The organism is Moraxella sp. DOX410 (assembly GCF_032248735.1).
Classification (GTDB): Bacteria; Pseudomonadota; Gammaproteobacteria; order Pseudomonadales; family Moraxellaceae; genus Faucicola; species Faucicola tetraodonis.
This window is the reverse complement of sequence record NZ_CP135138.1, coordinates 52,514-78,664: the sequence shown is the minus strand read 5'-3', so window position 1 is coordinate 78,664 and position 26,151 is coordinate 52,514. Positions and strand designations below refer to the sequence as shown.

Annotated in this window: 21 protein-coding genes; 12 read left to right on the top strand and 9 right to left on the bottom strand. The window is 45.4% G+C overall.

The genetic code is table 11. The features are described 5' to 3' along the window. Positions 1–70: 70 nt before the first annotated feature. Together RNZ41_RS00365 and ubiG are read right to left on the bottom strand one after the other, a co-directional pair. Complete coding sequence (locus tag RNZ41_RS00365) at positions 71–793, bottom strand: HAD family hydrolase (RefSeq protein WP_100274291.1); 723 nt, start codon at positions 791–793, stop codon at positions 71–73. 40 nt (positions 794–833) lie between these two features. Beyond that, the gene (ubiG, locus tag RNZ41_RS00360) at positions 834–1,568 is read right to left on the bottom strand and encodes a bifunctional 2-polyprenyl-6-hydroxyphenol methylase/3-demethylubiquinol 3-O-methyltransferase UbiG (RefSeq protein ID WP_007116237.1); all 735 of its coding nucleotides are present in this window, start codon (positions 1,566–1,568) and stop codon (positions 834–836) included. Between the two features lie 556 nt (positions 1,569–2,124). On the opposite strand from ubiG, the gene RNZ41_RS00355 reads away from it, so the two are divergent. Then, complete coding sequence (locus RNZ41_RS00355; protein WP_040403627.1) at positions 2,125–2,748, top strand: thiol:disulfide interchange protein DsbA/DsbL; 624 nt, start codon at positions 2,125–2,127, stop codon at positions 2,746–2,748. Between the two features lie 118 nt (positions 2,749–2,866). On the opposite strand, the gene RNZ41_RS00350 is transcribed toward RNZ41_RS00355, so the two are convergent. Both RNZ41_RS00350 and RNZ41_RS00345 read right to left on the bottom strand, forming a co-directional pair. Next, entirely contained in the window at positions 2,867–4,306 is a 1,440-nt protein-coding gene (locus tag RNZ41_RS00350) for a phosphohexomutase domain-containing protein (protein WP_314027308.1), read from the bottom strand. Positions 4,307–4,389: 83 nt separating this feature from the next. Beyond that, a complete protein-coding gene (locus RNZ41_RS00345; protein WP_314027307.1) occupies positions 4,390–5,589 on the bottom strand; it encodes a nucleotide sugar dehydrogenase in 1,200 nt (399 codons plus the stop codon). A 327-nt stretch (positions 5,590–5,916) separates the two neighbouring features. Here RNZ41_RS00345 and mazG point away from each other — a divergent pair, with 327 nt between their 5' ends. From mazG to RNZ41_RS00300, 9 genes are all read left to right on the top strand, one after another. Continuing rightward, a complete protein-coding gene (mazG, locus tag RNZ41_RS00340; protein ID WP_314027306.1) occupies positions 5,917–6,741 on the top strand; it encodes a nucleoside triphosphate pyrophosphohydrolase in 825 nt (274 codons plus the stop codon). Positions 6,742–6,956: 215 nt separating this feature from the next. After that, a complete protein-coding gene (locus tag RNZ41_RS00335; RefSeq protein WP_314027305.1) occupies positions 6,957–7,355 on the top strand; it encodes a ComEA family DNA-binding protein in 399 nt (132 codons plus the stop codon). Positions 7,356–7,598: 243 nt separating this feature from the next. Then, positions 7,599–9,806: a polynucleotide adenylyltransferase PcnB gene (gene pcnB / locus RNZ41_RS00330; protein WP_314027304.1), complete on the top strand. Its 2,208-nt coding sequence runs from the start codon at positions 7,599–7,601 to the stop codon at positions 9,804–9,806. Beyond that, positions 9,803–10,297, top strand: coding sequence for a 2-amino-4-hydroxy-6-hydroxymethyldihydropteridine diphosphokinase (gene folK / locus RNZ41_RS00325; protein WP_314027303.1), 495 nt, complete (start codon positions 9,803–9,805; stop codon positions 10,295–10,297). Before pcnB ends, folK begins: the two co-directional genes overlap by 4 nt. A 203-nt stretch (positions 10,298–10,500) precedes the next feature. Further along, complete coding sequence (panB, locus tag RNZ41_RS00320; RefSeq protein WP_313422062.1) at positions 10,501–11,382, top strand: 3-methyl-2-oxobutanoate hydroxymethyltransferase; 882 nt, start codon at positions 10,501–10,503, stop codon at positions 11,380–11,382. A 19-nt stretch (positions 11,383–11,401) separates the two neighbouring features. Then, positions 11,402–12,370, top strand: a complete 969-nt coding sequence (panC, locus tag RNZ41_RS00315) for a pantoate--beta-alanine ligase (RefSeq protein WP_314027302.1) — start codon at positions 11,402–11,404, stop codon at positions 12,368–12,370. 2 nt (positions 12,371–12,372) lie between these two features. Continuing rightward, positions 12,373–13,248 carry an RNase adapter RapZ gene (rapZ, locus tag RNZ41_RS00310; protein ID WP_095356293.1) on the top strand — a complete coding sequence of 292 codons (876 nt, stop codon included), beginning with the start codon at positions 12,373–12,375 and terminating at the stop codon, positions 13,246–13,248. Positions 13,249–13,299: 51 nt separating this feature from the next. Then, positions 13,300–13,809: a ribosome biogenesis factor YjgA gene (gene yjgA, locus RNZ41_RS00305; protein ID WP_007116564.1), complete on the top strand. Its 510-nt coding sequence runs from the start codon at positions 13,300–13,302 to the stop codon at positions 13,807–13,809. A gap of 199 nt (positions 13,810–14,008) precedes the next feature. Then, positions 14,009–15,241: a sugar transporter gene (locus RNZ41_RS00300; protein WP_314027301.1), complete on the top strand. Its 1,233-nt coding sequence runs from the start codon at positions 14,009–14,011 to the stop codon at positions 15,239–15,241. 79 nt (positions 15,242–15,320) lie between these two features. Here the strand turns inward: RNZ41_RS00300 and glnD are convergent, their stop codons facing one another. After that, entirely contained in the window at positions 15,321–17,999 is a 2,679-nt protein-coding gene (gene glnD / locus RNZ41_RS00295; RefSeq protein WP_314027300.1) for a [protein-PII] uridylyltransferase, read from the bottom strand. Between the two features lie 143 nt (positions 18,000–18,142). Further along, the gene (gene hemA, locus RNZ41_RS00290; protein ID WP_314027299.1) at positions 18,143–19,501 is read right to left on the bottom strand and encodes a glutamyl-tRNA reductase; all 1,359 of its coding nucleotides are present in this window, start codon (positions 19,499–19,501) and stop codon (positions 18,143–18,145) included. Between the two features lie 558 nt (positions 19,502–20,059). Here hemA and RNZ41_RS00285 point away from each other — a divergent pair. Both RNZ41_RS00285 and lolB read left to right on the top strand, forming a co-directional pair. Beyond that, positions 20,060–21,967, top strand: a complete 1,908-nt coding sequence (locus tag RNZ41_RS00285; protein ID WP_314027298.1) for a tetratricopeptide repeat protein — start codon at positions 20,060–20,062, stop codon at positions 21,965–21,967. A gap of 270 nt (positions 21,968–22,237) precedes the next feature. Next, positions 22,238–22,918 carry a lipoprotein insertase outer membrane protein LolB gene (lolB, locus tag RNZ41_RS00280; protein ID WP_409950580.1) on the top strand — a complete coding sequence of 227 codons (681 nt, stop codon included), beginning with the start codon at positions 22,238–22,240 and terminating at the stop codon, positions 22,916–22,918. A gap of 64 nt (positions 22,919–22,982) precedes the next feature. Here lolB and RNZ41_RS00275 read toward each other — a convergent pair whose 3' ends face one another. The 3 genes from RNZ41_RS00275 to RNZ41_RS00265 form a co-directional block, all read right to left on the bottom strand. Next, entirely contained in the window at positions 22,983–23,744 is a 762-nt protein-coding gene (locus RNZ41_RS00275) for a PAP2 family lipid A phosphatase (protein WP_314027297.1), read from the bottom strand. 104 nt (positions 23,745–23,848) lie between these two features. After that, positions 23,849–25,495 carry a phosphoethanolamine transferase gene (locus RNZ41_RS00270; protein WP_314027296.1) on the bottom strand — a complete coding sequence of 549 codons (1,647 nt, stop codon included), beginning with the start codon at positions 25,493–25,495 and terminating at the stop codon, positions 23,849–23,851. A 191-nt stretch (positions 25,496–25,686) separates the two neighbouring features. Continuing rightward, entirely contained in the window at positions 25,687–26,151 is a 465-nt protein-coding gene (locus tag RNZ41_RS00265) for a type IV secretion protein Rhs (RefSeq protein ID WP_314027295.1), read from the bottom strand.

Below are 26,151 nucleotides of genomic sequence, written 5' to 3'. Positions count from 1 at the left end.
CTAAAAAATTCCCTAAAAATCGGGCAAATTGTTAACACCTTGTCTATGCATCAAGCGCCTAGTTGCTTGTTTAAGTGTCCGCTAAAGCATCCGTCCAATCGCCCAGCAAAGCGGTCAATTCAGCGACGCTATGGATTATGTTATCTGCACCCCAACTGCCCAAATCCGCTTGGTCTTCAGGGGGAATGTAGCCATAAGCTGCCAAAATCGTGCGCATATTCGCCGCATTGCCCGCTTGAATGTCACGGATATGGTCACCGACATACACACAATTTTCAGGCTGTAGCTGACGCCCGAGTTGTTCGTTCAACCGCGCTACTGCCAAATACATGGGCTCTGGGTCAGGTTTGGTATGTTTGACATCATCAGGGCATACCAGTACCGCACAGCGCTCAGTTAGCTCAAGTTTCTCTAACAAATTTTCCGCCAAATAACGCGGCTTATTGGTGACAATGCCCCATACAATACCACGTGATTCCAAGTTTTTTAGCAGCGAATCAAGCCCATCAAACAAGCGGCTATCGACACAGATATCGGCCTCATAGGTGTCCAAAAACTCTTGCCGATAAGCCAACAAGGTTGGGTCATCCTCAGTCACATCGGCAAGCTCGCCAAACATTAGCTTGACCATCGCTCTGGCGCCTGCAGAAACTTGCTCGCGAATGGCGGTATCACTGGGCGCTGGGTGCTGGTGTTTGGCGCACATCACCTTAATAATCCGGATAAAATCAGGTGCCGTATCAATCAAGGTACCATCAAGGTCAAACAATACGGCTTGGCATTTTTCAGTCATTTTTTGCTCAAATCAACGATTAATATTTAAGTAAAGCCAACTACTGAGGCTTATATACCGCCATCATGTAGTTAACGTCAACATTTTGTGCCAGCCAATAGTGCTTGATAAGTGGATTGTAATGTAAACCAATTAAATCTTGACGTTTGCAGCCTGCACGCTGGGCAAATCGATCTAGCTCGGCTGGGGTGATGAATTTTTCATAATCATGTGTGCCGCGTGGCAACAAGCGTAATAGGTATTCAGCGCCAATCACCGCAAACAGGTAGGATTTTGGGTTGCGATTGATGGTCGATAGTACCAATACGCCATTGGGTTTGAGCAAAGTAAAACAAGCATTGATAATGGACTGTGGGTCTGGCACGTGCTCGAGCATTTCCATACAAGTCACCACATCAAACTCACCAGCATGCGCTTTGGCAAAGTCTTCTACAGCAACACAAGCAAAATCAATCGCTTGGCTAGTTTGCTCGGCATGGATTTGTGCTGCCTTGATATTGGCTTCTCCCAAATCAATACCCGTCACCGTGGCGCCGCGCACTGCCATGCTATGCGACAAAATACCACCACCACAGCCGACATCTAACACTTTCTTGCCCGTTAAGCCTGATTGCTGGCGGGCGATGGTTTGCTGTTCAATCCAGTTTAAGCGTAGCGGATTGATTTGGTGCAAGGTGGCAAACGCGCCTGATTTGTCCCACCATTCATTGGCAAGGTCGGTAAATTTTTGTACTTCTTGTAAGTCGACGTTTTGCTGTAGATTCGGTTGTGTCATGATGATAGTTCCGTTTGATTTTTACTTCGCTATTTTTTTAATTCGATACTTTTTACTTTAATAGCGTTACTTCAATAGCGTGTTATCGCGTTTTTTGAAATGCGGTTGCTTGCTAACCACAATGGCTATCAAAAATAGCCTTATTCTAACAGTTTTTAGCCCATTCGCTGTAGAATTTATGTGGCAGGCTGATAGCGTAAAATTGTAGGATAAATTTGTAGGGTAAAATAGCTTATTGCTGCATAACCCCATAACCGTCCAACTTTAAATATTACTGATAAATTAAACTTAAAAAATATGCTTTGTAATTTAGAAAATTTAACTAACATATTGCTTATGTTTTTCACCACTGTAGTTTTTTTTAGTTTACAAAGGATTACACTTAGGCACGTCCTCAATTTATGCTAGTATAACGCGCAGGTATTTTCGTATTTTGAGCCCTGCTAGCAAGCGATTTTCTATAAGATACTATTGTTTATAAGATACTATTGTTTATAAGATACTATAAGATATGAGCCGTGCTAGACCCTATGATTTGACTGTTAATGAGGCAACCATGAAAAAATTAGCAATGACCGCAATCGCCGCCGCTATCGGCTTGACCAGTTTATCCACCCAAGCTGCAGATTTTGTAGCGGGTCAAGACTATAAGGTGCTTGCAAACCCAGAGAAAATTGAAGGCAATAAAATCATTGTTCGTGAATTTTTTTGGTATGGTTGCCCACACTGCTACAAATTAGAACCTTACATGGCACAGTGGTCAAAAAAATTGCCAGCTGATGTGGTGTTTATGCAGACGCCAGCTGCGATGAACCCTGTGTGGGAACAAAACGCGCGCGGTTTTTATGCCGCACAGTTATTAGGTTATCAAGGCAAAACCCACCAAGCGATGTTTGACGCCATTCAAAAAGACCGCCAAAAATTGTTTGACCAAGCCTCTATCGGTCAATGGTACGCATCAAAAGGCGTGGATATCAATAAATTTAACAGCATGTACAATTCTTTTGCGGTGAATACCCGTATCGCGCGTTCAAAAGATGCGGCGCAGCGCTTCCAACTGTCAGGGGTGCCTGCGGTTGTCGTTGATGGAAAATACGTTGTGGAGGGTGAGGATGGTAAAGTGCCACAAGTAGTTAACTATCTCATCAATAAAGCCCGTGCGGAACGTGGTGGTAAATAATCCGACAGCCATTTGCTGAAGATTAATAGTTTTAGCCCAGATGGTTTTAGCTTAAATAGTAAAAAGCCGTTTCAATGAATTAACGTTGAAACGGCTTTTTTATGGTAGTTAATAAAACCTAGTGGTCGGCTGGCGTGCCGCCTTGTGCCACAATCCAATTTTCTAGCTGTTTGGTTTTTTCATCCAATAGCATTTTATCACCGCTTGCTTCGACATTGAGACGAATCAGTGGCTCAGTGTTGGAAGCGCGGACATTAAAGCGCCAGCGTGGAAAATTGACCGACAAGCCATCGAGTTTATCAAGGGTCGCCGTTTGGCTATCAAATTGTGGGTAGATTTCTTCAAGTTTTGCCAACACCGCAGGCGCAGTGATACCGTCTAATTTAAAGTTAATTTCACCGGATATTGGGAAGGTCTCAATCATCTCATCAACTAGTTGCGACAAGCTTTTGCCAGTTTTTGACAATAACTCAATCACCAATAACCAAGGAATCATGCCACTATCGCAGTAGTTAAAATCGCGAAAATAATGATGCGCAGACATCTCACCGCCATACACTGCATTGTTTTCACGCATGACTTGCTTGATAAAAGAATGCCCTGACTTACTGATGGTCGCTTTGCCGCCTGCTGCTGCGATGACGCTTTCGGTATTTAAGATATTGCGCGGGTCATACACAATCGCCTCGGCAGGATTTTTATCCAAGAAAGCTTTGGCAAGCACCCCCACTACATAAGTGCCTTCCAAGAATCGAGCGTTTTCATCAAAGAAAAAACAGCGGTCAAAATCGCCATCAAACGCAATCGCTAAGTCCGCTTTCTCTGCCAATAGCTTGTCTGCTGTCACTTTACGATTGGCAATAATCATAGGATTGGGAATACCATTGGGAAAACTGCCATCAGGCGCATGATTGATTTTGATAAAATTAATAGGCGCATTGGCAGCTTGTAGACGCTGCTCAAGCAAATCAATCGTTGGCGCGGCACTACCGTTGCCACAGTTGACGACTACTGTCAAAGGTCGTAACGCGTTGACGTCAATATAGCTTATGAGATGGTTGATATAGGCGGTTTTATCTTCTTTTAACTGATACTCGCCTTTACTGGCTGCCGCTTTGAACACGCCTTCTTCTGCGATTTGTTGAATGTCTGCCAAGCCGGTATCCGCGCTAATAGGTTTAGACTGTTCACGCACCAATTTTAGCCCGTTATAATTAATGGGGTTGTGACTGGCGGTCACTTCAATACCGCCAATCGCGCCATAGTGGCTGGTGGCAAAATACACTTCTTCAGTGCCTGTCATGCCCAAATCAATCACATCAATACCTGCATCTAATATGCCTTGTATGGTGGCTTTTTTGAGGGCTTCACTACTGGGCCGAATGTCACAGCCAATCACAATCGCTGGTTTTTGCTGATTTGCTAGCGGCGCACTTAAAAATTGGGCGAAAGCACGTCCGATACGGTAGGCGATGTCCTCGTCAAGGTTTTTACCGAGTTCACCGCGGATGTCATAGGCTTTAAAAGACGAAATTGTGATGGGAGAAAAATCATTCATATACGTGGCTCATGGGATTAAGAATTAAGAATGTCATTCAATTAACTGTTAATTATTCACAATCAATTATTCACTAGCAATGATCAACTATCACCAAACACATCACGGCTATACACTTTTGCCTCGACGTGCGCTAATTCGGGATGTAATCGGTTCGCGACAATCACGTCGCTCGTTTGTAAAAAACTGGCTAAATCATTGACTACAGGACAATCCATAAACTGCGGTGACGACAGACTGGGCTCATAGATTTGTACATCAATGGCATGTTGTTTGAGCAGCTCAATAATGTCCAAAATCGCAGAATCTCTAAAGTTATCGGCATCTTTTTTCATACTTAATCGGTACACACCCACAGTATTAGGCTGCTTGGCGATAATTTGACGGGCGATAAAGCGTTTGCGGGTATTGTTGGCATCGACCACCGCATGAATCACATTGGCAGGAATCCCTTCATAATTGGCTTTAAGCTGTTGGGTGTCTTTGGGTAGACAATAGCCACCATAGCCAAATGATGGGTTGTTGTAATGCATGCCAATACGCGGGTCTAAGCTCACACCGGTGATAATCGACTCACTATCAAGCCCCATGCTTTCGGCAAAGCTATCTAACTCGTTAAAAAATGCAATGCGTGTGGCAAGGTAGCTGTTGGCAAATAGTTTGACCGCCTCTGCCTCAGTAGGCGGCATGATTTGGCTGGGAGTATCAGTTTGTTCGCTGGCAGTTTGGTATTGGGTTATTAATTGGTGGCAAACATCTTGCAGCGCTGGCACATGGTTTATATCACAGCCAACGATAATACGTGACGGATGCAGGTTGTCATATAACGCTTTGCCTTCCCGCAAAAACTCCGGCATAAACAAAATACGCGTATCAAATTTTGCCTGCATGTCAACGGTAAATCCAATCGGCACAGTCGATTTGATCACAATCGGCACTTGTGCGTTGTGAGCGCGTACGGTTTGGATACTGGCTTCCACCGATGAGGTATCGAATTTGCCAGTGGCGACATCGTAGTTGGTCGGTGTGGCGATAATCACCAAATCTGCGGTTGAAAAATCCGCCTCACTTACCAACTGCGCTGTTAAATTCAAGGACTGGGTTGCCAAGAACTGCGCAATCAACGCATCGTCAATCGGCGACTCTTGCTGTTGTAATTGGGCAATTTTTTGGGCATCGATATCGACCAAGGTGACTTGGTTAGCAAGTTTTGGCTGGGCTAAAAGTACCGCATTGGACAGACCGACATAGCCTGCCCCAATGACAAAGATAGTTGTAATCATGGGTGATGAAACCTTACAAATCGCAGCAAAAATTAGCGAAGCCGTCGCGTATTTTTAGCCTTGATATTTCTTATATTTTTAAATTAGGTAAGTTTGTGCCAATATCACTATAGTTTGACAAAATGGCCTAGCAATGACAACGATTATTTTGCCGCATCTGTGTTTTAGGCATCTGTATTTAAAGCCTCTGTATGTTAGGCATCTAGACTGTCAAGGCAAATACTTACCAATGGACTTAGATTGCCATGTCAAATGCGCTAAAATAGCTAGATCAATTATATTGTGAATTTTTCATCATTTACTATCAATCACCCTTTAGAGATAACGATGCAACCAACTTCCAATTTTGCTGACCTTATTGCCTTAATGGCACGACTGCGCCAAGACTGCCCTTGGGATAAAAAACAAACCAACGATAGCCTCATCCCCTACGCCCTAGAAGAAACCTATGAGCTCGTCGAAGCCATACAATCGGGTGACATTGACGACATCAAGGGTGAGCTTGGCGATGTGCTGTTACAAGTGGTTTTTCACGCTTGTCTATATGAAGAACAGCAGCAGTTTGATATCAGCGAGGTGATTTTCACCTTGCAACAAAAACTCATTCGCCGTCACCCGCATGTGTTTGACAAAGAAAATCTAAAAACCGATGAAGATGTCAAAAAACGCTGGGATGAAATCAAAGCCTTGGAAAATGCCGAAAAAGCCAAACAGGGTAAACTGGCAAACCATCGCCGCACCCTTGATGCGGTCAAGGCAGGCTCAGCGTTAATGCAAGCGCAAGAACTACAAAAAACTGCCAATAAAGTCGGTTTTGATTGGGATGTGGTGTCGGGTGCGGTGGACAAATTGGATGAAGAAGTGGCAGAGCTCAAAGAAATCTTACCAATCGATGGTCAAAAACCGACGCCTGAGCAAAAAATGCTACTAGAAAAAGAACTGGGGGATTGTTTTTTTGCCCTAGTCAATATTGCCCGCAAACTGGGCATTGATAGCGAAAAAGCGACTTTGACCACCGTACATAAATTTCGCTCTCGCTTTGGCTTTATTGAAGATGAGCTCGCCAAAATGGGTAAAACTCCTGAAACTGCTAGCTTAGAGGAAATGGATAACTTGTGGGATTTGGCAAAACAGCATGAAAAATTTGTATAAGGGTTTTTGAGCACGGGCTATGTTTTAGGTTTTAGGTTTTAGATTTTAGGATTATTGACAGATGATACCCTGTGTACATGCCGTGTACATTTTTTTGGTAAAACAGTTTTTTAGCTAAGTTTGTACTACGTTTGGCTTTTTTATTGCTCAAGATTTATTGTTCCAGAAGCGTTAGCAAGGTATACTGAGTCAACAGAGATTTGACCGTTAAAGCAATGATTTTTCGATTATTAGTTGGCTCAATTTTTGCCATTTTAGTTCTAGCCATTTTAGTTCTAAGTGTATCGGCAGTGCCCGCACAGGCGCAAGTATGTACCCCAAGCTTGACGCCCGAGCAGGCTTTTTTGGCCGTGACAAATTTGACGGGGACTAACGATAATACCACAAACCCCCCTGCAAATCTCCTTGCCAGTTCATCTAAAGTGATTAATATCAATACCGCCAGTGAAGCCGAGCTTACACAGCTTGATGGTATCGGTGCCAAAAAAGCCCAGCAAATTATTTTATACCGGCAAATGATAGCGCCGTTTGCCACAGCGGATGACCTAGCCAACGTCAAAGGTATCGGCAAAGCGACTGTCGATAAAAATCGCCACCGCATCACCACCCAATAGTGATAGCTCAATAAAGCATTGGCAATCATCACAAGCCTATTCTCATATTTTATACACGCTGTACTAGCAAGCAAACCGTCTCATCCTACACCGCTAACGTCCTACAAATAATCAATCGTTCAACAATACTTTTTGTTCACTGGATTTTTTGTAACCGTGAATTAATATCCCTAGTTAGGCAGAAATTTGGTACACTAACCGCTAATAAATTTCTGCCGTTTTCATGGATTTTGGTTACTATACATGGCAAAAAAAACTCGCAAATCACCTAGCACGGCAACCGCTGTTGGCAATACCCCAACCGATTATGTTTTAGATAGACAGTCGGCTCGCCGGGATGCCAAAAAACTGGGCTTAAACAAAGCTGATTTACCCAACTCCATCAAAGAAGTGATTAGCACACTGACGCAGGCGGGTTTTGAAGCCTACATCGTCGGCGGTGGGGTGCGTGATGCCTTGTTAGGCTTAAAGCCCAAAGACTTCGATGCTGTGACCAACGCCACCCCAAACCAAATCAAAGAAGTATTTGGCAAACGCTGCCGCATCATCGGACGGCGTTTTCAGCTGTGTCATGTGTATTCTGGTCGTGATATGATTGAAGTTGCCACCTTTCGCGCGCCGCCTAAGGACAACAATCATCTCACCGAAGACGGCATGATCATGCGTGACAATGTGTGGGGTGATATCTATCAAGATGTGGTGCGCCGCGACTTTAGTATCAATGCCCTATACTATCAGCCATTTGACGATATCGTTTATGATTTTTGTGGTGGGCTAAAAGATGTTGAAAACCGCACCATTCGTCTGCTCGGCGACACCCAAAAACGGGTGGAAGAAGACCCTGTACGTCTACTACGAGCGCTGCGTTTTAAAGCAAAATTGCAGTTTGATTTTGATAACGCCTTAAACCAACAATTCAACGCGCAAAACTGGGCATTATTGGCGCAAGTATCCCCTCACCGCTTGTATGATGAAACGCAAAAAATGTTCACAGGCGGCTACTTGGTGCCAATGCTGCCGCTGCTATTTGATTATGGTGCGTTTTCCCAGTTGTTGTTTTACCCACCCACAACCGTGACACCACTACTCAACCAAGTCACCATCAATACCGATAGGCGCATAGGCAGTGGTAAAAGCATTAACCCTGCGTTCTTTTATGCGACTATTTTGTGGGAAAACTATCTGTATTTATTGGATAAGTTTAAAAAGAACACACCGTTTAGCGACGCGCAAAACCAAGCCGCCAATAAAGTGTTGGACAAGCAGCGCCAGCACACAGCCATGCCCAAGTTTGCCGAGCAATTTATTAAAGATATTTGGCTCATGCAGCCAAGACTTGCCCAGCCGCGCAAAAAAAATCTGCAAAAGCTGTTTGAAAACCCACGTTTTCGCGCTGCCTATGACTTTTTGATGATGCGTGAGCAGGTAGAAGCCAAAAACCAAGCGCTTGCCAAACAACATGGCGCAGCGATTACGTTGGATGATGAAAGCACTAATGGCATGGGGCATTGGTGGGCGTGGTTTCAAACCCTAGGTGCCAAACAGCAGCAACAAGCGATTGATGAGTTTGACCTTGAATCGGTGCGTTTGCGCTTTGCGAATATTGTCAATCAGACCAGTTTTGAGGACGACAGAGTTGCTTACCAAACTAGCGATGCGGTGCGTGATAATAAGGCAGACATGGGTAGCGATTTTAGTCATGCACAGCGCCGCCGCGAACGACGTCGTTTGCCGTTTGAAGCAAGCAGTCAAATCGAGCGTGAACTGGTACAAGATACGGCACTATCTACCAAAGCACACAAACCAACACAGCAGCAGCAACTTGAAAAAGCCCAACTGCAGCAGTTATCGCTTGCCAGTCACACCAACTCAGCACCCGCTAAATCACTTATCGTAGCGCCAATCACAGCGCAAAGAAACGATGACCACTCTTATCAGCTGACAGTTTCTGCTTCAGTATCAGCTTATAATGAGACAAGTGCACACCCAAATAATTTACAACTGAGTCGCTCACGCAAACGCGACAAAGCCTATTTATCGGCAGCCAGTGTACCTGCCAAACGTGCGCGACGTACCCCCAGCTCAGACTGGTCGATTTTGGAGCAACGTCAGCAAGCGGATATCGCAACATCCGCTAGTGATTTGCGTGGCGAACCTGTCAGCCCAACACCCGTCAAACAAAGCATTGACAATCAGGCGGTGACTCATACTCATGCCGATACTGATATTGGCACTGACATTCGCACTGGCACGGTCAAGCATTCGGCACCCAATGAATCAATGATTGACAATGGCGTGGTACAGCCAAAGCCAAAGCGTGCGCCACGGACGCGTAAAAAAGCGGTTACTGATAGCAAAGTCTCAGCAGAAGCGGTGACTAAGGACGAGGCACCGGCACCGGCAAAACGCACTCGCAAACGCGCGGTCAAAATCGACGGTCATCAGCCATGATTACGTGCTATATCGGCTTGGGTGGCAATATCGCAAACGCACTTGGTACGCCAAAGCAGCATATTGCCAATGCCATTGCGGCGTTTTACGCATCGCCGCACTTTGCCAATGTTACATCATCATCACTGTATCAATCCAGAGCCTTTGGGGTCACCGACCAGCCCGATTTTTTTAATGCGGTGGTAAAAGTTGATACCGATTTGGCGCCCTTAGCCCTACTGGATTTTTGCCAAAGTTTGGAGAGCGCTGCCAAGCGCACGCGTTTGCGCCACTGGGGTGAGCGTAGTTTGGATGTCGATGTATTATTGTATGGCGATGACACAATCAACAATGCGCGTTTAACCGTGCCACATGAGGGCTTATTTGCGCGTAATTTTGTGCTGATTCCGATGCTAGAGCTTGACCCAACCCTTATGGTAAATGGGCAAAAATTGGCAGACTTACCGACCAGTCAACAGTGGCAGGGCTTGGAAAAATTAACCGGAGTTTAACTCATATCAGTTAACATGGTTTGTAAAAATTAACAAATTATTGGTGCTATAGATTTGAAATCGCAAAAAATTAAACCATTGATAAAGTAACGTTTTTTGTTTTTCCTATTTCTTGTTTTTGCCTGTTTCTTTTGCCCTTGCTTCTTTTAGCTTTACTTCTTTTAGCTTTACTTCTTTTAACCTTGCTTTTTAAAGGAAACCGCATGAGCTACGTTAGCAACCTAGAATCTAACCCTGATTCAACAACTGAGTCAACTTCTGCCGCAGCGACGACCAAGGCTAAATTACCTGTGACCTTGTCCACTTTAAACAAACTCAAAGCCAATGGCGAGACGTTCTCGTGCTTGACATGTTATGACGCCAGTTTTGCAGCAGCCATGCAAGTTGCCGCGATTGATACGATTTTGATTGGCGATAGCCTTGGCATGGTAGTGCAAGGACAAACCTCAACCTTACCTGTCACAATCGCAGACATGGTGTATCATACCCAAAACGTGGCTCGTGCCAACAGTCATGCACTGATTTTATGTGATTTACCTTTTATGAGCGTTGCCACGCTTGAGCGCGCACTCGATGCCAGCCAAGCGGTGATGCAAGCCGGCGCCCATGTGGTCAAAATCGAAGGCGGTGCCGAGCTTGCCAAAATCGTGTCAGTGCTTGCCAACAACGGCGTGCCGACCTGTGTGCATCTAGGTTTGACGCCGCAATCAGTGAATGTGTTTGGTGGCTACAAAGTACAAGGCAAAACCGATGCCCAAGCGGAAAAACTCATGGCTGACTGTCAAGCAGTGGTAGAGGCGGGCGCCGCCATTTTACTGCTCGAATGTGTCCCTGCTGAGCTTGCCAAAAAAGTGCGTGACACTTTCCCCGTCCCAGTGATTGGCATCGGTGCGGGCGTGGAGTGTGATGGTCAAGTGCTGGTGATGCACGATATGCTTGGGGTATATACCCGTAAACCTGCCAAATTTGTCAAAGACTTTTTGACCGACGAGCATAACGAAACCAAAGATATCACCGGGGCGTTTAAAGCCTATCATAAAGCGGTCAAAGACCGTACGTTCCCAACGCCAGCCCATAGTTTTTAGTAATCATAAAGGCAAAAAAATGCAAGTATTTCATACCATCAACGCATTACGTGACACCTTAAAACCTTTACGCCATCAAGCGGCTGCGCCAAAGATAGCGCTGGTTCCCACGATGGGTAATTTGCACAGCGGTCACGTGACCCTCGTCAAAAAAGCCAAAGAACTTGCCGATATCGTGGTGGTCAGTGTATTTGTTAACCCAACCCAATTTGGCGTGGGTGAAGACTTTGATACCTACCCACGCACGCTAGAGGCTGATGTGGCAAAACTTACCGACGCGGGGGCAAATTTTGTGTTTGCCCCAAGCGTGGAACAAATGTACCCAACCTACCCTAACAACGTGCAAGTGCTATCAGGTGATATTAGCAAAATCTTGTGTGCCAACACTCGCCCCACCCACTTTGATGGTGTCGGCTTGGTGGTGAGTAAACTGTTTAATATCGTCCAACCTGACATCGCTGTTTTTGGCAAAAAAGACTATCAACAACTTGCCATTATCCGCCAGTTGGTCGCTGAGCTAAATTTCCCGATTGAGATTGTCGGGGTGGATATCGTGCGGGCTGAGGACGGGGTGGCATTATCGTCTCGTAATCAATACTTAAGCGAAGCAGAACGTCAACTTGCCCCCACCTTGCAAAAAAGCTTGCAACAGCTTGCCAATGAGTTAAAAACTGCCAATTTTGCCGATTTTGACCAGATTATTGCCGGCGCAATTGATAAGTTAAATCGCGTGACGGTGGCTGATTCAGGCTTTAAAGTGGATTATTTGGAAGTTAAAAATCGCTTATTACAACCGCCGAAGCCCACTGATAAAGACTTGGTAATTTTGACCGCCGCTTTTTTGGGCAAGAAAACACGGCTTTTAGATAACCTAGAGTTTAGTCGGGAGTTAAATCAGGAATTTAGTCCGGAATTGAATCAGCAATTGGGGCAGCAATCGGCTAGCGATTTTAATCAACAACCTACCACCGCATCTGTAAAGGATTAACTATGTCAAAGCTGCAAGTTATCATTGTTTCAGGACGTTCAGGTTCGGGTAAGACATCGGTTCTCAATATCATGGAAGACTTTGGCTATTATCCAATTGATAATTTGCCACTCTCGCTAGTCCCTAGTGCCATTGATAAACTTGTACATGACAGCCAAATTTATAAAATCGCCATTGGTGTCGATGTACGCTCACCACAAGCGGACTTATCGCGGTTTGCCGAGGTCTATCATAAGCTGATAGATACTTATAGCAAACCGGCGATTAAAATACTGTATGTGACTGCCCAAGAAAGCGTCCTGGTGGCACGGTTTGACGCCACGCGCCGCCTGCATCCGTTAATGGCAGTGTCGGGCAATCTACCCAATGCCATCAAAAAAGAAATCGATATTTTAGAGCCGATTGCCATCCGCGCTGATATCAAAATTGACACCAGCCTTCTTAATATCCACCAACTCAAAGAAGTCATTCGCGATCATTTGGGCGTGGATAATGCGGTAACCGTCAATATTTTATCCTTTGGGTTTAAATATGGGGCACCGATTGATGCCGATTTTATCTTTGATGTGCGTACCCTGCCAAACCCCCATTGGATGATTGAACTGCGCAACCAGACAGGGCTAGATGATGGTGTCAAAGCATTTTTTGATGACTATAGCGAAGTAGATGAGATGGCGAATGATATTATCGCTTTTTTTAAAAAATGGCTGCCGCCTTTTTTGCACAACAATCGCCACACCGTGACCATCGCTATCGGCTGTACTGGGGGCAAACACCGCTCTGTGTATATCGCAGAAAAGTTGGGCGAGTCACTGACCCAATCGCTACCCAAAGAGATGGTGGTACGTATCAAGCACCGTGAAAAAAATCGCTGGTAGCACGTTCTGAATCAACTTTGTACTGATGATTGATAACTTTGAGACTGATAAATGATTAATTTTGCTGAAATGGATATGGCGGTTAGCCGTACCGAACTAAAAAAAGCCCATGAACGCCTACAGCGACTGGCTGAACCGCTTGCCAATTTGTCAAAAAAACAAATGAAGGCACTGCCTGCCAGTGAGTTTTTTTTGGATGACTTGCTGCAGCTTGCCGATATCACCAGCCATGAAGCACGCAAACGTCACATTAAGCGTTTGGGCAAATTGCTGGCTGAAGAAGAACCGCATGCGATTGTCGAATTTTTATTTCGCCATACCTTTAGCCCTGAGCAACAAGCCAAAATTGAAAGTTGGCAAACGCGCCTAAATTTGCAAGATGACAATACCTTAAAACAATTTACCAAAACCTTTTTTGACAGTGAATTCAACACCATCAAGCAGCTGCTGATTTGGATTGCCTACGCCGAATACACCCAAGATGATGAATTGATGAATGAGAGTGTGGCTGATTTACATACTTATATCCGCCAAGTGGCGATTTTGTCCAAAGGTAAATAGTCGGACTGATTGCCAGTTTTCTAACCACTTATCCCTAAGTTGCGGGGCTAGTGGGTATAGCGAATGACTGTATCAGTAATTTATCCGCTACGCATTGGGTTATGGCGCTATCCTATGAGTCGATTTTTTACTGCCAAAGCTATTTTCACCATAAAATAACGTAAAATTGCTTTTATTTTATAGAGTGAGCCGCTAAGGTATGCCATCAGCCTTAGCCATCCTGCCCGCAATGAGCCATTTTCACCAGTTACGTCAACATACCCAGTCCAACCCCAATTATCCCAACCAAATTCGCCAGTGGCGCGTGATTGTCATGGCGATTTCGGCATTTATTTTTAATACCACCGAATTTGTGCCGATTGCGCTGCTGTCCGACATTGGTCATAGCTTTGCCATGCCGGTAGAAACGGTGGGGCATATGATCACTATCTATGCTTGGATTGTGGCTATTTTGTCGCTCCCTGCCATGCTTGCTACTGCCCATATCGAACGGCGTAAGCTATTGATAGGGTTATTTGTTATCTTTATCGGGGGGCATGCGGTATCGGTGATGGCGCAAAGTTTTGCCATGCTGTTGGTTGGGAGAGCATTGATTGCGCTAGCACATGCGGTGTTTTGGTCAATTACCGCAAGCCTTGTGGTGCGTGTGGCGCCCAAAGATCGTCAAACCAAAGCCTTGGGGCTATTGTCGATGGGTAGCGCACTGGCGACGGTGCTTGGGCTGCCGTTAGGTCGGATGATTGGGCAGTGGCTCGGGTGGCGGATGACGTTTGGTACGATTGGCGCGGCTGCGCTCTTGGCAATGATTATGGTGTGGTGGATTTTGCCAAAACTGCCGAGCAAAGATGTCGGCTCAGCCGCAAGTTTACCCAGTATTTTTAATAACGTCCCCTTGCTCACTGTTTATACACTCACTGTGCTATGTGTGACGGCACACTTTACGGCGTATAGTTATATTGAGCCTTATATGCTGACGATTAGTCAGTTTAGTCAGCAATTTGCCACGGTTATTTTGCTGAGTTTTGGGGTGGCAGGGTTGCTAGCGAGCTGGCTATTTGGACACTTTTATGACCGTTTCCCACGGGCGTTTTTGATTAGCGCGATGGCAACGCTGCTGTTTTCTTTGTTAGCATCTGCTTGGCTGCCCCATGTGCCAATCTTGTGGCTTGTCCTAGCGATGCTGTGGGGCTTGGCAATTACGGCGATTAGCCTTGCTTTGCAGCTACGCGTATTACAGCTTGCGCCGAATGCCACTGATGTAGCGATGTCAATTTTTTCAGGAATTTATAACGTTGGTATCGGCGGCGGCGCGTTCGTCGGTGGACTGGTGATTGCAAGCCTAGGCCTGGCTATGGTGGGTTATGTGGGGGCAGGTATCGCGCTCATTGCCATGGTTTGTTTAATGGTGTATTTGGCGCGTACCCAAAAGTAATCAAATCCAATAGCTTACTGGTAATTGCGCTTAGACTTACGATTGGGCTTGCTTGCAGGTGACTTTTCCCACTGACAAGTTAACTGACATTCAGCGTTTCTACCAATGCCTGTTTGAGTTTTTCTAGTCGCTCATCTGATAGTGGTTTGTCTTCATGGTCAGTGATAAAGAACATATCTTCGGCGCGCTCACCCAATGTGGTAATGCGGGCAAAATGCACTTCAATATCATGCGCCAAAAACACCTGACCCACACGCGCAAGCAAGGCTGGCTGGTCAAGGGTTTCCAAAATCATCATATGCTGATTGGATTGCGGGTTAAAATTAAAAGACACTTTGGTGGGCACATGAAAATGCTTGAGCTGTCTGGGCATGCGTCGCTGCGCTACCTCAGGTAGCGTTGGACTAGTAAAGGCTTGTTTTAGATGCTCAACGAGCTCAGTTTGGCGCTCGGTATCGGTGAGTAGCGTGCCATGTCGGTCAAGCAGTACGTAAGAATCTAGGGCAAAATCTCGCGAGGCGGTGATGACGCGCGCATCGAGTACGTCCAAATCCATTTGGTCAAACACGGTCATGGTCACCGCAAATAAATTGGATTGGTCATGGGTGTAGATAAATACTTGCACGGCATCGAGTGCCAACTCGCGATGTTCACGCAAAATAATCAGCGGCTCAGGTTGCTCGCTCTCTGTGCGTTGTTTTTGTACCTCATCATGCGCCATGATGGCTTTAGAATGCCAAACAATATCGCTTGGGACTTCACGCAAAAAATACTCTTCCCCTAGCCCATCCCACAAGCTTTCAATGTCAGCCAAGCCATTATCACCCGCTAGCAAATCACGGGCGCTTTGCTTGTTACTGGCAATCATGTCTTGGCGGTTCATCGGCGCATCGATATCAGCCCGCAGGATACGGCGGGTTTGGGTATATAGTTGACGCATCAAGGTTGCCCGCCAACTGTTCCAAAGCTGCGGGTTGGTGGCATTCATATCGGCAACGGTAAGCACATACAAATAATTCAAATAAGTCACATTCCCGACTTTATCGGCAAATTCTGCGACAACTTCGGGGTCAGAGATGTCTTTTTTCTGCGCGGTCATCGACATCAATAAATGCTGAGACACCAGCCAGCCGACAAGCTCGGCATCGGCTTGGCTTAACCCATGTGACAAGCAAAACTTGATGGCATCTTGCTCGCCAAGTTCACTGTGGTCACCGCCCCGACCTTTGGCAATATCATGGAAAATCGCTGCCAACACCAGCATCTCTTTACGGTCAATACGGCGGTAGATACCGCTGACAAGGGGATAAGTATCAACATAAGTGTCATCGGTAAAGCGGTGCAACATACGTATCAACATCAAAATATGGGCATCCACCGTATAACGGTGGAACAAGTCATATTGCATCAACCCAGTAATTTGACCAAAAGCAGGCAAATAGCTACCTAGCACGCCATAACGTTTCATGACTCGCAGTCGCCAAAATAGCAGATTTTGCTCTTTGATATTGTCCATAAACATGGCTTTGTTGGCGGGGTCATTGCGAAAATGCTCATCAATGCCGCGCGCGGCAATTTTCAAAATCCGTAGCGTGCGGGTACGAATATGGCGAATATTTTGCTGACCCATCAACAAAAACATTTCTAAAATCGCGGTCGGATGTTGGGCAAATACCCGCGTATGCGTCACCGCGATGCGATCACCGACCAGTTTGAAGCGCTCATTAATCACCTTACGTACCGGGCGCTGCTCATCGGGTAAGCGTGCTTCAATCAAGGTTTCATAGTAATGCTGGGTGAGCATTTCAGACAATGTTGAGTTTGACATGGCATAGCGGTAATAATCGCGCATAAACTGCTCGACTGCGGCATTGGGATGCGAATTGTCACGGTAACCGATGCGCTCAGCAATCAGGCGCTGATAGTCAAATAAAACACGGTTTTCATTGCGTTTGGCAATTTTGTGCAGATGATGGCGAATCAACCACAAAAAATCTTCCGCTTGTTGCAGCTCATCAAATTCTTTTTCGGTAATAAATTCTTGCTGCACCAGTCCAAACAAGTTTGTCACGCGAAAATAGCGCTTACTAATCCAGCCGACAGTATGAATATCGCGCAAGCCCCCAGGTGCGTTTTTCAGGTCCGGCTCTAGGTTATACTCCGTCGAATTATGTTTAAGATAGCGCTCTTTGGCTTCTGCCATTTTGGCCTCATAAAACTTGGTTTGTGACCAGTTTTTATTGAGTAGCTGCATCGGTAACCCAGCTTGGGCAACGTTGCCTGCCAAAATTCGTGCTTCTAACAGACTTGTTGCGACCGTGATATCATCGTGGCAAGCCTTATCACATTCTTCAACGGAGCGCACCACCAAAGCAGGATCAATCCCAATATCCCAAAGCTTCGCGACGAACGGCGAAATTTTTTGGTTCAATGCCTCATCAATCGGGTTTGGACTTAACAGCAATAAATCCACATCCGAAAACGGGTGCAACTCCCCACGCCCATACCCCCCTGTGGCAAACAGCGTTAAATCAGTTTGATCGAGTTCATACAACTCAAACAAGGCTTCCATCATGCTATCAATCGCACAGCAGCGCCCCATGACGACTTGGCGAATCGGTGTGCCAGATGCCAACGCCTTATCCAAGTCCGCTTCTACTGCTGCTAACCAAGCGGGTATGCCAAGATTGGCTTCGCCTTGCAGGCTAAGCGCAGGCAGTGGGGTAAAATACGGTAGTATCGGTGGGCAAGTAAACATAGCAAATCCTAATCAATGCCATTGTTATCAGAGTTAGCAGAGCAATTTTCAGTATTACAAATTTGATGCAAAAAAGCTAGCCACTGCTTGTAGCGAAAACTTGGGCTTAAAAGCTCAGCGATAGGAAAATTATTGCTTGTTAATTATTGATTGTCAAAAGACGGTGACGCTGGCTCGTCATCAAGCAGGGTGTTGTTATGGGTAAGATAGGGGCATTTGTCTTTGCGAAAGGCATGGGTCAGCTGTTGTGCCACAAAATTGACGGTTTCTACGGGCTGTTCGCTAGCCGTTTCCCGCAATAGTTTGGACGGTGCATGGGTTAACGTTTGGGTGAGTTTACGGGTCAGTTCGGTTAACACGGCTTCGGCTGCATGACCATCGGCAAGCTGCTGTAAGGATTGGCTTAAAATCATATCCGCATGGTGTTTGGCTTGCTCACGGTACTGCTGAATATCCTGCCCCACTTGGCGCACCAAGTATTTGCGCTCAATCGCCACCACGATTTGGCTCACCAACAATTCTGCTTCTACGGCAGCTTGGCGACGCTGTTCAAGGTTGCCTGCAATCACATGTTGTAAATCATCGATTGAGTATAAATACACGTCATCTAGCTCACTGACGGTAGGTTCAATATCGCGAGGCACTGCTAAATCAATCATTAACATGGGCTGATGACGGCGCTGTTTTAACGCCTGTTTCACCATGGTTTTATCAATCAAAGTATATAAGCTACCGCTACAGCTGGTTACAATATCCGCTTGCGGCAACACGCTGGGTAATTGATCAAGCGGAGTAATCTCAATCTGCGGCACAATCGTTTCAAGCTCAGAGGCAAGCAGCGCGGCACGCTCAGGACTACGATTACAGATGATGACTTTGCCGACACCTAAACCTGCGATATTGGTCGCAACCAGCCGATTCATCTCACCTGCCGCAACAACCAGCAAAGTGTTGTTGCTAGGTTTTTGAAAAATTTGGGTCACCAATTTGGCGGCGGCAAAGCCTAACGACACCGCTTGTGAGCCTACCCGCGTTTCATTGCGCACTTGTTTGGCGGCGGCAAATACTTGCTGAATCACCCAGCTAAGCTTACTCGAGATAGCTTCTTTGGCACGGGATTGGCGCACCGCCTGTTTAATTTGTCCCAAAATCTGCGGCTCGCCCAAAATCATCGAGTCTAGCCCAGACGCTACCCGCACCCAATGTAGCAGTGCATGGTTATTTTGATATTGATACAGGTGTGGCGCGATTTTTTGCATGGGCGTGTTTTTAAAAGCCGCTAGCCATTCAATCACTTGTGACATCGTGCTAGGAAGGGTCTGTCCTTCAGGGGCTAGGGCATAGATTTCAGTGCGGTTGCAGGTCGATAAAATCACCGCGCCTTGGGTGATCGCTTTGAGCGAATCTAAGGCAATCGGCAAATCTTCAGCAGCAAACGCCAATTGCTCACGCATGGCAACTGGTGCTGTTTTATGATTTAACCCAATAACCAGAAGCTGCATATAACGTAATGACCTTAAAAATGACCGCGTTTATCAAAGCCGATTTTTGTGAACCCAAGTTTGCTAGCTAAGTGTGCTAGCTAAGCGACATCCAGCCCATATCAGCCTATCGACGTTTGTCATGCTTGATAACACAGGGGGAAAAGTGGCAATATAAAGAAACCTAAAGCAACTTAATAATAACCACTTAATAAAAGTAAATTAGAAAAGTGGATTATTATACCATTGCTAATAACAAATGAAAAACATCCTGCTTTTTTGATTTAGGGAAATTCTTTAGCCACGCTTTAAAGCATTACAATTTAAAACATTAACATATCTAGCATGCCTAGCATTTTGGACAGTCATTCGAGCTATCATCATATTTTTTTACTTAACTCTGCCACATTCGCTTATTTGGTTGCTATTTACCCATACGATTTAACCATAATTCTACATAGTTGAATCCGTTGACCCCGTATAATTTAAGTTTTTCATGAACATTTTGTTACATCTTACTTGTCACTGATTGTAATACTGACTGTAATTTTTAGGTACGTTACTGTCCAAGCGAGCTAAATGCTAAAATTGTTTCCAGCGGTTATTTCATCGGCTTGTTGCGCTGTGCGTGGTTGTCCCCTCAATCCACGCTTTTTTGCGTCGAAATATGTCAAGCCTTATTGTTTATCGATTTATTTACCGATGCATTTATCCACACCGCAGCAACTTTTTGTCAATCTAAAGCCGAATCTGAAGGCTAATTTAAAGCCGCTTGATGTATTTAAACCTTTTACCGCTTTAGGCAAAAATGTAGTCGCGACTACGGTCACGTTGGCAAGCTTATTGTTTAGCCCAGCGGTTTTTAGTGCGGGGGCAAATTTTGCATCCGCTAGTGAGTCTCTTAATCATTCTCTTAGTCAGCCGAGTGCTGTGGTCAGCACCCAGCCAAGCCTGTATGCGATTTTGATGGCAGAGTTTGCCGCAGATCGCGGTCGTATCGATCGGGCGTTAGCGACCTATAAGCAGCAGTCTTTTTTGGCGGATGCCGCCCCCGTCTTTGAACGCGCACTGGGTTTATCTTTACAAAATGAACCACCACAGTTGTCACTCGCTTTTGCCAATGCGTGGCAACAGCAAAATCCTGACCATGTGCCGGCGATTTTTTATGTGACCCATTTGGCACTCAAAGCGCACGAGTATGAATTAGCCGGCGAAAAGCTCAATCAAATTTTGCAGTACGATCCTGACGCTGATTTAAGTCAGATTTTGATTGGGATTTATCCCACCGAAACCCGTGACCAAGCTGAACTGCTTGCTACGCTCAATCGATTAGATATCAAAAACAACCCTTCACTACTGGTGATGAAAGCAGGTCTGCTGCTACAGTTTCAACAGCCCAAAGCCGCGTTAGTGGCGATTAATCGGGCGCTTAAAACCAACCCAAAAAGTCCGGCTTTTTTGATTTTAAAAGCAGATATCCTGCAAGCGTTATCGCCCAGTAATCAAGTGATTGCGTTTATTGCGCAGGCGCGTAAAACCGTGCCTGACAATAAAGCGCTATTTGTCTATCAAATTCGCTATATGCTAAAGCAAGGCAAAAGCGCGCAGGTATGGCAACAGCTCAATGCCCGTGCTAATCAGCAGTTTTTGGCAGATGAAGAAATCAAACTACTGGCGGCTTTGGTAGGTATTGATTTGAAAAAATACGCCGCAGCAGATCGCTTGCTCAAAGCATTGCTTGCCAGCCCCAACTTTAAGGACCAAGCCAATTATTATTTGGCTGTCAGTGCCGAACGCCAGAACCTACTCAATGATGCGATTGGCTACTATGGCAAAGTGATGCAACCTGATTTGGTGCTCAAAGCCAGACAGCAACAGATTGATTTATTAATCTCGCAAAGTCGTTTTGAGGAAGCGATTGCCAGTAGCATCAAATTACGGGAACAATTTGACAGTTTTGCGCCGCAAAGCTACATCATGCAAGCCAATATTTTGCAAAAAAATAACCAAACCGCGCAAGCGTTAGCATTGCTTAATAGCGCACAAACCAATTTACCCAATAATACCGATATCTTATTTGCCAAGGTATTGTTACTGCCCGATGATGATTACACCAGTAAATTGCGACTGTTAAAAGAGTTGATTCGCCTTGCACCGGCAAACGTGGATTATCAACTCGAATATGCGCAAACCTTGGTCAATTTAAAACAAAATAATGAAGAAGTGACCGCCCTACTGACGGCATTAATCAATGACAAAGAAGTCGGTTTAAAGGCGCGGCAAATATTGTCGCAACAAGCGCTGCATCAGGCTAATAACGCCACCGTCATTAGTCTGTTATCAGATAATTTTGATATCGTACCCGATGTGATTAGTGGCCTGCTGCTGCAACAAGCCTACTTAAATTTGGGCAACCAAAAAGAAGCGGCTCGCATCAACCAAATCTTGGTCCATGAACTCGGTTATCAACCCAAAAATCTGCAATAGCGCTGCCTAAAATCGTCTCTAAGCATGACGACTAGCGAGCAATGACGGTTGTAAGGCAGATAAGCGGCAAGTAAATGACAGGTAAATGGCAGATAAACAACAGATAAATAATAACCGCTTTTTCACCAATTTGAGCAGTTAAGCAAAACAGGCTTAACAATGGCTATTTATAGTTTACCCATCAGTTTTTTAAACCATTATACTTGAGCGCAACCAGTTAACATTTGATGAAAACTTGATTAACAAATTTGATTAACATTTGAGGATATTATGCATTTATTACCAGCGGTCACCAGCAAAGTCACGGTGTTAAGTATTGCCTGTTTGGGCATCAGTAGCATGCTGCTAACAGGCTGTCAGTCAGTACAGGCAACAACTAAGCCTATCACCGCCAAGCCTGTCACCACAGTGATGACAAATCCTGTGGTCAATACCCAAACTGCCACGACGCCATCGACTACCACTACTGAGCAAGTGGCTGCAAGTACGCTACCAAGCGCGCAATTTACCATCAATGGTAAAATTGGCATGACCACGCCGCAGCAGGCAGGCAGCGCGTTTTATATTTGGACACAGCAAGGACAAAACTTTGCCATTGAGATTGCAGGTGCGATGAATGCAGGTCAAACCAAAATCAGCTACAATGGTCAATCTGCGACGTTAACTAATGAAAAAGGCACCATTAATGCCGCTACCCCTGAAGAATTGCTATTACGTGCAACCGGTTGGCAAGCGCCCATTTCACAGCTGCCTTACTGGATTCAAGGTCAGCCAGCACCGAGTGATGCCAATGATAAAAAAGACAGCACTAATCGCCTAGTCAGTGCCCAAAATGGCGATTGGACAGCCACTTTTAGCTATAGCAACAGTAACGATAAACTGCCTTCTCGCTTAACTGCCAGTCATCCCGATGGCTATAAAGTGGTGATGACCATCAATCGGTTAAGCTAGTCATGCAACCGAAAAGAAGCGTGAGGTGTTCCTCAACGCTTTTTTATACCATTAACTGTTAGCATTATGAATTTTTTGCGGACGCAGCTTTGGCATACAACCGACACCAAGCCCATGCCACCGCCGCGCAAATCCCCCATGCCAAGCTCATAGATACCAGGGTATGACTGAAAAAATGGTCACCTATCAACATTTTGTACCCACCCATTAGCCAAGCTATCACCGTCACTATCGCTGCGATTTGCCAGCGCTTGTGCCAAAGACTTGGGATAAACGCCCAAGCATACAGGGCAAACCCAGCACTGGCATGCGCCGCAGGGAAGCATTTTGAGCGGGTGCCGGCTTGGATGTCTTCTAGTATCGTGAGATAAGGATACTCACCGCCAAAAATTTGCAAGTGATTGGGACACACCACATGCGTCACCCCTTTAAGTGATGCGATAATCAAAGGTACTAACACCATCACGAAGAATAGATAGCCTATTTCAGTCAGTGATAGTGGGCTAAAAGGCTTAAACCATGCCTGTTGCTTGGCAAGCCAGTGACTCGATGTACGGCGTTGTAATAAGTAGCATTGTAGCCATGCGATTGCCATATAGACTTCAAACGCAATTAATAATCTTTTGGGAATGGTATAAAAAATTAAGTTAGGGAGTAGTGATTCTTTGGCAAGCAGCCAGCCATCTGTGGGGGAGTAAAAATACTGGCTGATGGCTACATCAATAGCACTGTGCTCCAGCGTTAGCGTAAAGATGATAGCCAGCACCAGTCCGAGCACGGTCTGCCTACTGGCAAAATTTTTTAATTTAGCGATCTGTATACTCATCTATTTTGAACCATCTATCTTGCTGTCGCTGGAGTTGGACGCACTTGTTATGTCTAACATTACTTAAATGGCTCTAATTAACCAAATGGCTTTACTGGATAACTTTACTTGATAAATAATGGTTTGCCTTGTACGGTTTGCGCACGCACATCAAACAGTTTTAACAAGGTTGGGGTAATGGCATCATGGGTGAGTTCAGTATTAGATGGCACTGCTTGAATGCCTGAGTGCTTACCTGCCCAAAACATCGATGCGACGTGTTTTTGCGCTTTAGGCGCGATTTTATAAGGCATACCATGTAAATAGATGCCGTTTTCGCCCAGACTTTCACCGTGGTCACTGACATACAGCATCGCCACTTGGTGGGTGCTGTCATATTTGTCTAACCAGTTCACCGTTTTTGCCAAAAAGTCATCGGTGGCAAGTAGCGCATTATCAAAGGCATTAATCACGCTTTGTGGGTCGCATTTGGCAAGTTCATTGCTTTGGCAGACTGGGGTGAATTTTTCAAATTGCTTATCATATCGTTTAAAATACGCAGGTCCGTGATTACCCATTTGGTGTAGCACAATTAGCGTGTCCTGGTTAAGGGTATCTTGGTTAGCTTGCTGTTTGACGTAGTCATCCAAACCTACTAACATACCCACATCGCGGCACTCGCCATAGGGGTTGGTATTACACATCGTATTGTTGCGCGCGGTTTTATAATCGACAAAATTCTCCGCGGGCAAACGATTAGTGACGCCTTTTGAGCTTGAGTTGTTATCACGCCATAAGATATTGACCTTTAGGCGATTTAAAGTATCAAGTACGTTCTCTTGGTAGTTGGCGGTATCCACATCGTAGTCTTTCATACCGACATAACTAAACATACAAGGCACCGAATAAGCGGTTGAGGTACCGCAGGCGATGACTTGGTTAAAATTAGTTACCCCAGCCGTCGCTGCCATCTGTGGGAAGGTGGTTCGGTTATACCCATTTAGCTGCACATGGTCGCCGCGTGCGGTTTCTCCGACTACAAATACCACCAGTTTTGGCTTACGGGTGGTGGGATTGCTCACCTGCACCGCATCGGTTGCATGCATGATTTGGGTTTTGGGAGCTTGTGCTTGTTTGAGCTGTATACTGGCAAGTTTACCCAGTGCATATACAGGGGTTGCAGGATTGGTATAGCTACGAAGCTGTTTATGTTCACGGAAAAAACTGGCGTAATTTTTACTCATCGCCAAAATCGGTAACACCACCAAGCCGAGACTGACCAAATACGTAAAGCCGCGCTGCAATAGACTGCGCTTAATGGGGGGAAATGTGACCTTTTGCCACGCCACCCCCACACTAGGCAATACCCCAAGCAATAAAATGCGTAAGATAAAATTGACATTAAACAAATCGGCACTTTCTGCTTTATCGGTTTGTAGCGCATTTTGTAGCATATTGACATCATAGACAGTGCCATAGGTATCGGTAAAATATGCCGTGACTGCTGCGGTCAATAGCAAAAAAATCAATACTGCTTTAAGGGTGTAACGATAGCTAAGCAGCACAATAACCAGTAGCATCACACCGCATAGCACCAACGGCAATGAGCCTATAAAGCCAATATGCTGGGCAAACGGATAGACATCAGTGGCTTTATCAAAGAAAGTAACGTTTGCGGTCAGGGTCAAAAATAGCGCGACAATACCCATCATCACATAAGCATTAATACCTTGCTGACGCCATGCTACCCATCGAGAGTTATTCACTGACATACGATTACTCACCTTATCCAAATGCACCAAAAAATAGCCATTATATAATAACCAAATTTAGGATGAGGCTATCATACAGATTTAGCTTAACTGAAACTTAAGACAACCATCCATCAAGCAATTATGCTAAAAAAACCACCGCAATCGCTACAAACATTGGGTGGTGACAGCGACACAGAGAGTTGATAGCGCTAGGCGGTGGCAGGCTGTAAACTGGCAAACGGAATAAAGGCGAGTAATGGCTCATAATCCTGTTTGAGCTCACGTTTTCGATAATAATCTTCCACCATACGCGCTTGCTGCTCTATGCCATAACGACCAAATGGCTTATTGGCTTGCAGCTCGTAGCTATAGCGCCGATTGAGCAGGGCGCGGCGAAACACCTTAATGCCTTGTTGGATTTGCCAGACATGGGTCAATTCATGCACCAGCCACGCGCGCAGATAAACATTTTGCTGACTAAAATCATCACAAAAATCTGCTGGATGAAAATATACATGACCATTGGGACTGACCGCATATCCCTTGAGCACCCACCATGCAGTTTTTAGGCGTATACTATCAAGCTGTAACGTATCACCAAATACGCTACCCGCGATGGCTTTTTCGCCCGCCGTTAGTGGACGGCATCGAGCAGGTTGTTTTGAAAAACACAT